Origin of the sequence: Pseudonocardia ailaonensis, assembly GCF_039531635.1 — a bacterium.
Lineage (GTDB): Bacteria > Actinomycetota > Actinomycetes > Mycobacteriales > Pseudonocardiaceae > Pseudonocardia > Pseudonocardia ailaonensis.
On sequence record NZ_BAAAQK010000007.1, the window covers coordinates 1 to 11,531 of the forward strand.

At 74.9% G+C, this 11,531-nt stretch carries 8 protein-coding genes; 5 read left to right on the top strand and 3 right to left on the bottom strand.

The genetic code is table 11. The annotated features are described in order from the left end of the window. Positions 1-92: 92 nt before the first annotated feature. The gene (locus ABD324_RS14680) at positions 93-797 is read right to left on the bottom strand and encodes a hypothetical protein (RefSeq protein WP_344416743.1); all 705 of its coding nucleotides are present in this window, start codon (positions 795-797) and stop codon (positions 93-95) included. Between the two features lie 437 nt (positions 798-1,234). On the opposite strand from ABD324_RS14680, the gene dapA reads away from it, so the two are divergent. Then, the gene (gene dapA / locus ABD324_RS14685; protein ID WP_344416746.1) at positions 1,235-2,113 is read left to right on the top strand and encodes a 4-hydroxy-tetrahydrodipicolinate synthase; all 879 of its coding nucleotides are present in this window, start codon (positions 1,235-1,237) and stop codon (positions 2,111-2,113) included. Positions 2,114-2,211: 98 nt separating this feature from the next. Here dapA and ABD324_RS14690 read toward each other — a convergent pair whose 3' ends face one another. Continuing rightward, a complete protein-coding gene (locus tag ABD324_RS14690; protein ID WP_344416748.1) occupies positions 2,212-3,747 on the bottom strand; it encodes a hypothetical protein in 1,536 nt (511 codons plus the stop codon). A gap of 200 nt (positions 3,748-3,947) precedes the next feature. After that, positions 3,948-4,754: a class I SAM-dependent methyltransferase gene (locus ABD324_RS14695; protein WP_344416750.1), complete on the bottom strand. Its 807-nt coding sequence runs from the start codon at positions 4,752-4,754 to the stop codon at positions 3,948-3,950. Between the two features lie 86 nt (positions 4,755-4,840). Here ABD324_RS14695 and ABD324_RS14700 point away from each other — a divergent pair, with 86 nt between their 5' ends. The 4 genes from ABD324_RS14700 to ABD324_RS14715 form a co-directional block, all read left to right on the top strand. Continuing rightward, positions 4,841-6,772 (top strand): TIGR03960 family B12-binding radical SAM protein, encoded by a 1,932-nt coding sequence (locus tag ABD324_RS14700; protein WP_344416752.1) that lies wholly within the window; start codon positions 4,841-4,843, stop codon positions 6,770-6,772. After that, a complete protein-coding gene (locus tag ABD324_RS14705; RefSeq protein WP_344416754.1) occupies positions 6,765-7,262 on the top strand; it encodes a GNAT family N-acetyltransferase in 498 nt (165 codons plus the stop codon). Before ABD324_RS14700 ends, ABD324_RS14705 begins: the two co-directional genes overlap by 8 nt. 13 nt (positions 7,263-7,275) lie before the next feature. After that, complete coding sequence (locus tag ABD324_RS14710; RefSeq protein WP_344416756.1) at positions 7,276-8,049, top strand: TIGR03936 family radical SAM-associated protein; 774 nt, start codon at positions 7,276-7,278, stop codon at positions 8,047-8,049. Between the two features lie 178 nt (positions 8,050-8,227). Next, positions 8,228-11,531, top strand: a 3,304-nt coding sequence (locus ABD324_RS14715) for a translation initiation factor IF-2 N-terminal domain-containing protein (RefSeq protein ID WP_344416759.1), incomplete at its 3' end; no start/stop codon positions are given.

Consider the following 11,531-nt stretch of genomic DNA (forward strand, 5'->3'; position numbering starts at 1 on the left):
CACCCACCAACGCCCTCAGGAGCTTGACGAACCATAGGAGCGTCCCCGTGAGTGGCGATAGTCGTCATGACGACTATCGCCACTCACGAGGTTCAGGCGGCGCAGGGTTGGCGGTCGTCGACCCTTGGGGTGGCGGCCTCGGTTCTCGAGTAGGTCGGGGTGGGCGTCCGGAGCGGACGGAGTGCCGGACGCTCGGGCTGCGCGGCGCGGCGGGACCACATGGGCTGCACGGGGTGCTCGGCCGGGGTGCGGCTCGCCACGACGGCCTCGGCGGGCCGTCTCGTCGCGGGCTGCTCGGGCGAGGCGTCGGGCGAGGTGCGGGCCGTGTGGGGCGAGGTGCGGGCGTGGGTGTCGGGCAACGCGCGGGCTGCTGTGCGGGCAGCCGTGTGGGCTGCGGTGCGGGGGCGGAGGCCGTGGGCGGCGCCGGCCACCGCGACCGCGCCGAGGATCGCGGTGAGCCAGGGGCCCGGGAGGCTGCCGCCGTGGGTCAGGAGCATCGCGGAGGCCGCGGCGGTCGAGGCGCCGCCCGACAGCAGCAGCGCGGTCACGTGCAGGCCGCGGGCCCGGCGGCCGAGCCTGCCCAGGGTGCCGAGGCCGGCGACCGCGAGCGTGCCCAGCGCCAGTGCCACCAGGACCGTCGCGGGGAGACCGCCCGCGAGGTCGGCGCCGAGCAGCTCGGTGGCCCGCCACTCGGCGAGCCGGTCGAGGTGCACGGACCGGATCGGGGCCTCCCACCAGGGCAGACCCAGGGCCGCGACCGCGAGCAGGGCCGTCACGGTCCCCACCTGCAGGGCCACGGGCAGGTCCTCCGCCGGACGCCGTGTCGTCGGCACCGCTGTCGTCGGCACCGCTCTAGCCGGCACCGTTGTCGCCGGCACCGCTGTCGTCATCCGCACAGTCGTCCGCACAGTCGCCGGCCGCACTGTCGCCGTCCGCACCGGTGTCGCCGCTGCGCAGGGCCGCGCCGCCACCGTCCCGGTCGGCGCTGTGCCCGTCGGTACTGCCGTCGTCGTCGCCATCGCACGTTCCCCCTCTCGGTGATCGACGCTAGGAGCGCGGCGGCCCCGGATCGCGCCTGCGACCCCCCGGATCGGGGTTCCGGCCGCCGCACCCCCCGGGGTGGGGGCAGCACCACCTCGGGTGTCCTGAAGAGCACCGGAAGGCGGCGGCGCGTACGTTCCGCGCTTGCTACCGTCGCCAGCGCCTCACCGCGTCACCCGAGAAGGGCTGGATCATGATCACCGGAAGCATCGTCGCGCTCGTCACCCCCATGCGGGAGGACGGCGCCATCGACCACGAGGCCCTCGAGCGGCTCGTCGAGCGGCAGGTGCTCGCGGGCACCGCGGCCATCGTGTCGGTGGGGACGACCGGTGAGTCGTCGACGCTCACGGTCGAGGAGCACACCGAGGTCATCCGCCGCACGATCGACGTGGTCGGTGGTCGGGTGCAGGTCATCGCCGGCACCGGGGCGAACAACACCGACGAGGCGATCCACCTCACGAAGGCCGCCGCGGCCGCGGGCGCGGACGGGGCGCTGCTCGTCACGCCGTACTACAACAAGCCGCCGCAGGAGGGCCTGTACCGGCACTTCCGGAAGATCGCCGAGGCCGTCGACATCCCGCAGTACCTGTACAACGTCCCCGGCCGGACCGCGTGCGACATGCTCCCGTCGACGGTCGAGCGGCTCGCCTCGGTGCCGAACATCGTGGGGCTCAAGGAGGCGAAGGGGGATCTGGACCGGGTCCGGGACCTCGTCGCGCTGGAGCTGCCGGACTTCGCCCTCTACTCGGGCGACGACGCGACCGCCCGCGCCTCGATGCTCGCGGGCTTCCACGGCGACATCTCCGTCACGGCCAATGTCGCGCCGGAGCAGATGACGCGGATGTGCAAGGCCGCGGTCGCGGGGGACGCCGAGGAGGCGGCCACGATCGACGCCGACCTCGCGGGTCTGCACCGCGCCCTGTTCGCCGAACCCAACCCGATCCCGGTCAAGTGGGCGCTCGCCGAGCTGGGCCTGATGGAGGGCGGGATCCGGCTGCCGCTCGTGCCGCTGGACGAGTGGCACCACGAGGACGTCCGCGCCGCCCTGCGCGCCGCGGGCCTCCTGGGCTGAGTGCGGGCCGCATCCGTCCGTGATCATCAGGACCTCAGCGCGGAATCTCCGTGATCATCCGACGGTGACGTCCTGATGATCACCACTGGCGGTGATCATCAGGACCTGAGGGCAGCGGTGCGGGCGCGGGCCTCGACGGCGGCATCCCGGTCGCCCAGACGCGCGCGGTGGGCGGCCGCGCGGGCGGCGTAGCCGACCAGGCCGGTGCGCTCGGCCCGCTCGCCGAGGATGGCGGCCTGGCGGAGCGCGGCGTCCCGGTCCTCGGTGATCGTGCAGAGCGTGTCCCGCAGGTGCAGCTCGATCCAGCAGCAGACGTCCGCGTCGGAGACCAGGGTGGTGCAGGCGGCCTCGAGCTCGGCGGCCGCCTGCTCGGGCCTGCCCAGCCGGGCCTTCGCCGCGGCCAGCCCACGCCCGGTCAGGGCGATCCAGCAGGCGTCGCCCAGTACCTCGGCCACGGGGCGGGCGTCGGCCAGCACCTCGACGGCCTCGCCCGGCCGCCCCGCGCGCAGGAGCAGCTCGGCGTGCAGGGTGTCCATCCACGGCCGCATCGAGGTCCAGGCCAGCTCGGTGGCCAGCGTGCGGGCGGCCGCGATGTCGTTGGCCGCGCCCTCGTCGTCGCCCACGGCGAGCCGGGCGCGCCCGCGCATGGCCAGCGCCGCGGCGTGGGCGCGGGGCCGGTCGCGGTGCGCGGTCACCGCCACCGCGGTGCTCAGCTCGGCCTCGGCGCGGGCCGAGCGCACCGTGTCGACCAGGGCGAACCCCCGTCCGTACGCGACGGCGGCCCGGTCGTCCGGCCGGCCCTCCGCGGCGGCGTCGGCCAGGGCCAGCAGCCGGATCGCGCCCTCCTGGTCCCCGGTGGCGGTCGCGACGAACCCGAGCTCGCGCCGGGCGAGCCCGGCCACCTCGGCGAGCCCCTCCCGGGTGGCGAGCCGGTCCGCCTCGCGCAGTGCCGCGATCGCCCGGCCGTCCGTGCTGGCCACCGCGTGGACGTACCCGCGCCCGAACGCGGCGAGCGCCTCGGCGAGGACGACGTCGTCGCCCAGCGTGCGGGCCCGGGCGACGGCCCCGGCCAGGATCGCCGTGCCGTCGCGGGAGGCGCCGGCGTCGAGCACCTGTTCGCCGACCCGCACGAGCTCGCGCACGGCGACCCGGCTGGCCGGCGAGCGCCGCCGCTGTGCCCTTTGCGCTCTTTGTGCCCGCTGCAACCGTGCCCCGGCCTGCGCGATCGTGTGCCGGCGGCCGTGCAGCCAGGCGGCGAACTCCGGGACGTCCGGCTCCGCGCCCTCCAGCAGCGGCAGCGTCGCCTCCGCGAGCGGCCAGCCGGCCGGTGCCCGCCCGGCGAGGACATCGAGCACATCGATCCGGGTGTCGTCGGCGATCTCGCAGGTCAGCGGGTCGCCCTCGATCCGGATCGCCGGGCCGACGGCGCGCCGGACCTGGCTGAGCGTCCATCGCAGCGCCGCCTGCGGGTCCTCGGCGTCGGGATAGAGCAGCTCGAGGACCCGGGCGCGGGGCACAGGGCCGGTCGAGGTGAGCAGCAGCGCGAGCAGCGCCCACGGCTTGCGGCCCCGGGGCGCGGGCAGCCCCGGACCCTCCACCCTTGGCGGCCCCAGCAACCGGACGATCGTCGGCATCGCACCTCCCGAGGAGAAGACCCCGGGACCGCCCCGCGCGATACCGCCCGACTCGCCGTGATCACCGACTTGGGAGATCACCAGGACCTCACCGCGAATTTTCCCTGATCACTCAGCAGTGACGCCCTGATGATCACCGCGGGGTAGTGACGTCCTGGTGATCAACCCGGCTGCGCCGGGCTCTGGTGATCACGGCCGGGCTACGCGCGGACCGCCGTCACCAGCAGGTACTCCGCCTCCCAGGTCCCGTCCGGGCGCTGGGAGCGCTCCAGGAACTCCAGGAACGCCGCGTCGAGGGCGGCCGGGTCCTCCTGGGCCTTGTAGGCCGCGATCGTGGGGCCGTAGTTCGCCTTCCACCATCCCCGGAAGTCCGCCGGCGAGGTGCTGACGTCGAACACGACGGTCCGCTTCTCGGCCCGCAGCCCGCGCACGTCGTCGCCGAGCAGCGAACGGACGTGCTCCTCGGAGCCCCACAGCGGGGCGGGGGAGGCGCCGGGCGGGGGCGGCGGGGCGAAGGGCTTCATGGTCGCGAACAGCTGCCCGACGAACCCCTCCGGCGTCCAGCTGAGCAGCGCGATCGTGCCGCCGGGCCGGCACACCCGCACCAGCTCGGCGGCGGCGCGGGCGTGGAACGGCGCGAACATCACGCCCACGCAGGACAGCACGGCGTCGAACTCGGCGGTCTCGAACGGCAGCGCCTGCGCGTCCGCCTCGACCCACTCGATGCCCGGCTCCAGGTTCCGGCCGACGTCGAGCAGTTCCGGCGTCAGGTCGGACGCGACCACGGACGCCCCGGTGCGGAAGGCGGGGATCGCGGCGTTGCCGGTGCCGGCGGCGACGTCGAGGACCCGCTGACCGGCGCGGATCCCGGCCGCCTCGACCAGGACCGGGCCCAGCCCGGGGATGAGGTCGGCCGCGACGGTGGCGTAGGAGCCCGAGGCCCAGAGGGCGCGGTGCTTGGGGCCGATCGAGTGAATCGGGTCGGCGCTGAGGTCAGGGGTGGTCATGGTGTCCTCCGAATCTGTGGATAACCGCAGCCTGGAGGCGGGGCGTGTGCGGAAGCGTGTGCGTCACGCGGCTACCCTCGGTCCGTGTGAGCGTCCTGTCGGTCTTCCCCGCCCTCGAACCGCTGCTGCCCCGTGTGTCCAAGCCGGTGCAGTACGTCGGTGGCGAGCTGAACGCGCAGGCCAAGCCCTGGGAGGGCGCCGCGGTCCGGTGGGCGCTGATGTACCCGGACGCCTACGAGGTCGGGCTGCCCAACCAGGGCGTCATGATCCTCTACGAGGTCCTCAACGAGCGGGCGGACGCGCTCGCCGAGCGCTGCTACGCGGTCTGGCCGGACCTCGAGGCGCTCATGCGCGAGCACGGCGTCCCGGCCTTCACCGTCGACTCGCACCGCCCGGTCGGGGCCTTCGACCTGCTCGGCGTGTCGTTCTCCACGGAGCTGGGCTACACGAACCTGCTGACCACGCTGGACCTGGCCGGCATCCCGCTGCACGCGGCGGACCGGGACGAGTCGCACCCGGTCGTCGTCGCGGGCGGGCACGCGGCGTTCAACCCGGAGCCGATCTCCCGGTTCGTCGACGTCGCGGTGCTGGGGGACGGCGAGGAGGTCGTCGGGGACATCACGGACGTGGTGCGGGAGTGGAAGAGCTCCGGCACCGATCGTCGGGAGCTGCTCCGCCGGCTCGCGCACACGCCCGGCTGCTACGTGCCGTCGCTCTACTCCGTGGAGTACGACGAGTCGATCACCGCGGTCACCCCGCTCGAGGGCGCCCCGGCCACGGTCCAGAAGCGCACCACCAGCGACCTCGACGAGTGGCCCTACCCCAAGGCGCCGCTGGTCCCGCTGGCCGAGACGGTCCACGAGCGGGCGAGCGTCGAGATCTTCCGCGGCTGCACCCGCGGCTGCCGGTTCTGCCAGGCGGGCATGATCACCCGGCCCGTGCGCGAGCGCTCGCTCGAGGGCGTCGGCCGGATGGTCGACGCGGCGGTGCGCGCGTCGGGCTTCGACGAGGTCGGCCTCCTGTCGCTCTCCAGCGCGGACCACTCCGAGATCGCCGAGATCACCAAGGGCCTGGCGGACCGGTACGAGGGCACCAACACCTCGCTCAGCCTGCCCTCGACCCGGGTCGACGCGTTCAACATCGACCTCGCGAACGAGATCAGCCGCAACGGCCGCCGCTCCGGGCTCACCTTCGCCCCCGAGGGCGGCTCCGAGCGGATCCGCAAGGTGATCAACAAGATGGTGTCGGAGGAGGACCTCATCCGCACCGTCTCGGAGGCGTTCGCGCAGGGCTGGCGGCAGGTCAAGCTCTACTTCATGTGCGGGCTGCCCACCGAGGAGGACGAGGACGTCCTCGAGATCGCGGGCATGGCGCACCGGGTGATCGAGGCCGGGCGCAAGGCCTCGGGCCGCAACGACGTCCGGTGCACCATCTCGATCGGCGGGTTCGTGCCCAAGCCGCACACGCCGTTCCAGTGGGCCGCCCAGTGCCACCCGGACGTGGTCGACGACCGGCTTCGCAAGCTCCGCGAGGCCGTGAACAGCAAGAAGATCGGCCGCAACATCGGCATGCGGTACCACGACGGCCAGCCCTCGCTCATCGAAGGCCTGCTCGCCCGGGGTGACCGCCGGGTCGGCGCGGTGATCGAGCGCGTGTGGCGCGAGGGCGGCCGGTTCGACGGCTGGTCGGAGCACTTCTCCTACGAGCGCTGGCTCGCCGCGGCCGAGGCGGAGCTGGAGCCGCAGGGCGTGTCGCTGGAGTGGTTCACCACCCGGGAGCGCGACGAGGCCGAGGTCCTGCCCTGGGACCACCTCGACTCCGGCCTGGAGCGGGACTGGCTCTGGCAGGACTGGCAGGACGCGCTGTCGGAGCAGGAGCAGGACGACTGCCGCTGGACGCCGTGCTTCGACTGCGGGGTGTGCCCGTCCACGGGCACGGACATCGAGGTGGGGCCGAGCGGGACCACGCTGATCCCGCTCACCGTGCTCAACCCGGTCGGGCGGGAGCTGGGTGCCTGATTCCGCCTCACGGGAGATCTTCGTCCGGGTCGCGGACGAGCGGGACGTCGACGGCCTGGCGAGGCTCCGCCGCGCCTGGGCGGAGGAGCGGTCGGGCCGGCCGGTCGACGACGCGGGCTTCGAGGCCGCCTTCGCCCAGTGGGCGCGCGTCGAGCAGCCCCGGCGGACCTTCTGGCTGGCCGAGATCGGCTCGGACCGGGCAGGCTGGACGCCGATCGGGTCCATCAACGTCGTCGAGATCGTCCCGATGCCCCGGCCCGGGGTCCGGGCGGCGCGGATCGGGCAGGTCGGCAACGCCTTCGTGCTCGGCTCGTTCTCGGACCGCGGGGTGCCGCGGGCGTTGCTGGAGGCGGTCATCGCGCACGCCCGGGAGCGCCGCTACCGCCGCCTGATCCTGGCCCCCACCGCCCGGAGCACCACCTTCTACCGCAACGCCGGCTTCCATCCCGCCGGCGACACCCTCCTGGTCCTCGAACCGGACCACGACTGAAACAGGTTGTCCCATGGCCCGTGTGCGTCCCGGTGAGGCCGCGAACCCCGCCCCGCCGACCGTGCAGCGCATCCGCGTGCGGTTCGCCAAGCGCGGGCGGCTGCGGTTCCTCTCCCACCGCGACGTCGCCCGCAGCGTGGAACGGGCCGTGCGCCGCTCCGGCGTGCCCGTGTCGCACTCCCACGGGTTCAGCCCGCACCCGCGCATCTCGTGGAACGGTGCGGCGCCCACCGGCACCGCGAGCGAGGCGGAGTACTTCGAGATCGGGCTGACCCGGGAGATGGAACCGGAGCTGGTCCGTTCGGCCCTCGACGCGGTGCTCCCCGACGGGCTCGACATCCTCGACGCGGTGATCGCCGCGCCGCCGGCGCTGGCCGAGCGGATCGACGCGAGCCTCTGGGAGATCGTTCTCGACGGCGTCGAGCCGGCCGCGCTGGAGGCCGCGATCGCCGCGCTCCTCGCCGAGGACACCCTGGTGGTGGACCGGTTGATGCCCTCGGGCACGCGGCAGATCGACGTGCGGGCCGCGGTCGTCTCGGCCCGTGTCTCCGCCCGCGTCACACCGCACGGGGCCGCCGGAGCCGGAGACTGTGCGATACTGACGGCGGTCGTACGACAGACGACACCTGCCGTTCGACCCGACGACGTGTTGGGCGCGCTCGACGTTGTCGCAGGTCTGAAGCCACCGGTGCCCGCCAAGGCGACACGGATGGCGCAGGGCCTGCTCGACGACTCGGGACGCCTCGCCGATCCGCTCGGTCCCGGCCGGGTCACCACCCGGGCCTGACCGCCGCGGGCAGGTGCCGCGCCGGCCCCGAACTTCCCGGGCCGGGCCCGTAGGACACGCCGACGGAGCACCGCCGTAGCGAACCAGGATTGCCCGTCCCGCACCGTGGGACGGGAGAACGCCGTAAGGCCCCTGCGCGGCCGCCTTCCCTGAGGGCGCCCGGGGGCGAAGGAGCTGAATGTCCCTCAACGATGCGCCCGCCGGGGATTCCGGCGGGCAGTTCCCCGTGTCGGACCTGCCCGAGAAGCTGCGAGTGCACGCGCTCGCCAAGCTGATCGGCAGGACCAGCAAGGAGGTCCTCGCCGCGCTGGCCGAGATCGGCAGCCCGGCGAAGAGCCCCCAGGCGGGGATCGACCGCAAGACGGCCGAGCAGGTCGTCACCGTGCTGCTGCCCGGGGCGGAGACCGCCGCGCCGAGCGCCGCGGCCCCCGCCGCCGAGCCGGCCGCTCCGGTGGCCGAACCTGCTGCCGAGCCCGGCGCTCCCGAGGCCGCCGCTGCCGAGCCCGCCGAGGTGTCCGGCGAGGTGTCCGGGCCGGTCGCGGAGCCCGTCGAGGCGCCCGCCCCGAAGCGCCGCCGGGCCCGTGCCCGCGCCACCTTCAGCGCCGCCGCGGAGCCCGCCGAGGCCCCTTCCGACACCGAGGCCGCGGCCCCCGCCGCGCCCGGTGCCCCCGCCGCGGCGGTGTTCTCCCCGCCGGCGCCCCTGTTCCAGGCCCCGGCCGCCGAGCCGGCCCCGCGCCGCCGTCGTCGCAAGGCGGACGAGGTCGAGCAGGCCGAGGTGCCCGCCGAGGAGACCGTCGACACCCGGGCCGCCGAGCAGGCGGACGAGGCGCCGGTCGAGAAGCCCCGCCGGCGCAGCCGCGCCAGGGCCGAGCAGCCCGCCGAGGTCGAGCCGGCCGCGGACGCGGAGACCGAGCCCGACACCCGGGCCGACACCGACTCCGAGGCCGACCAGGACGCCGACGACGACGAGGCCGGGAACCGCCGCCGTCGCCGCCGCGGCCGCCGCGGCCGGGGCCGTGGCCGCGGTGAGGGCGGCGACTCCGCCGACGACACCGACGAGTCGGACGACTCCGGCGAGCAGGACGACCGGTCCGACGACGCGGCCGAGTCCGAGGACGCCGGCACCGACGGCGACGACGAGGACGGGGACTCCGACGAGGGCGAGGGTGAGGGTGGTTCCCGCCGCCGGCGCCGCCGCCGTCGTCGCAAGGGACCGGGCGACTCGGGCGACGACCGCACCGAGGACGACCCGCCCAACACCGTCACCCGGGTCCGCCAGGCCCGCGACACCAGCCGGGACCGCGAGGCCGACGACGGCGTCCAGTCCGTGCGCGGCTCCACCCGGCTCGAGGCCAAGCGCCAGCGCCGCCGCGACGGTCGCGACGCCGGCCGCCGGCGTCCGCCGATCCTGTCCGAGTCCGAGTTCCTGGCCCGCCGCGAGGCGGTCGAGCGGACGATGGTCATCCGCCAGACCGGGCAGCGGAACGAGATCGGCGTGCTCGAGGACGGGGTGCTCGTCGAGCACTTCATCGCGGGCGGCGCCGGGCAGTCGGACTCGATGGTCGGCAACATCTACCTCGGCCGCGTGCAGAACGTGCTGCCCAGCATGGAGGCCGCGTTCGTCGACATCGGCCGCGGCCGCAACGCCGTGCTCTACGCCGGTGAGGTCGACTGGGACGCCGCCGGCCTCAACGGCAAGGCCCGGCGCATCGAGCAGGCCCTGAGCAGCGGCGACAGCGTGCTCGTGCAGGTCACGAAGGACCCGGTCGGGCACAAGGGTGCCCGGCTGACCACGCAGATCAGCATGGCCGGCCGCTTCCTGGTCTACGTCCCGTCCGGTGGGGCGGCGGGGATCTCCCGCAAGCTGCCGGACGTCGAGCGCAAGCGGCTCAAGGACATGCTCAAGGAGATCGTCCCCAGCGAGGCCGGGGTGATCATCCGGACGGCGTCCGAGGGGGTCTCCCACGAGGCGCTCGAGCGGGACGTCCGCCGGCTGCAGGCGCAGTGGGAGATCGTCAAGGAGAAGGCCGAGAAGACCGGCCCGAAGGCCCCCAAGGCGCCGACGCTGCTCTACGAGGAGCCGGACCTGCTGGTCAAGGTCGTCCGGGACCAGTTCAACGAGGACTTCGCCTCCCTGGTCGTCTCCGGTGGGGACGCCTGGGACACGGTCTCGGAGTACGTCGAGCACGTGGCGCCGGAGCTGGCCGAGCGGCTGAGCCGGCACGTCGGGCCGAAGGACGTGTTCGCCGAGTACCGGGTCGACGAGCAGCTGCTCAAGGCGCTCGACCGCAAGGTCTGGCTGCCCAGCGGCGGCACGCTGGTGATCGACCGCACCGAGGCCATGACGGTCGTCGACGTCAACACCGGCAAGTTCACCGGCTCCGGGGGCAACCTCGAGGAGACGGTCACGCGGAACAACCTGGAGGCGGCCGAGGAGGTCGTCCGCCAGCTGCGGCTGCGCGACATCGGCGGCATCATCGTGATCGACTTCATCGACATGGTGCTCGAGGCCAACCGCGATCTCGTGCTGCGCCGGCTCACCGAGTGCCTGGCCCGGGACCGCACCCGCCACCAGGTCGCCGAGGTGACCTCGCTCGGCCTGGTCCAGATGACCCGCAAGCGGGTCGGTGGCGGGCTGCTCGAGCACTTCTCCGAGCCGTGCGAGCACTGCCGCGGCCGCGGCGTGATCGTCTCGACGGACGGGGTGGAGCGGGCGGACAACCCCGACCACGGCCGGGAGGACTCGGGCGGGCGCCGTCGCCGGCGCCGCGACGAGCGCGCCGACGACCACGGCACCGGGCACAACGGGAACGGCAACGGCTCCGGCGGCTCCGGCAACGGGCCTCGCGGGAACGGGCACGCGCCAGCCGGCCGCAGCGCCGTCGCCGCGGCCGTCGAGCTCGTGGCCGCGGCCGGTCACGGGCACGGGGCCGCCGAGCAGGCCGCGGCACCCGGCGGCGTGGTCACGGCCTCGGCCGCCCCCGTGGTGGTCGCCGATCCCGCCGATCCCGAGGCCCTCGCGGACATGGACCAGCCGGACACCGGCCGGCCCGCGCGCCGGCGGGGCCGCCGGCGGGCCGAACGCCCGGCGGGCGGACCCTCGCAGGCGGCCGGCGCCGTGGTGGTCACCACCGCTCCGCCGACCGACGCCGAGAACACCGCCCCGGCCGACGAGGCCCCGGCTGCCGAGACCGCGGACGCCCCGGCGGGTGTCGAGCCGGTCGCCGAGACCGCGCCCGCCGCACCGGTGGAGACCGAGCCGGAGGAAACGGTGCCGGCGGAGACCGTGCCGGTGGAAGCCGTGCCGCTGGAGACCGTGCCGGCGGTCGAGCCCGTCGCCCCCACTCCCTCGTCCTCCGACGAGGGCGACAAGCCTGCTCGCCCGCGCCGTCGTGGCCGGGTCACCCGGTCCGCCGGGGCGCCGAGCAGCGCCGCCGAGCCCGTCGTCGTCACCACCCCGGCCCCGGCCGGGGCGGCCGCCG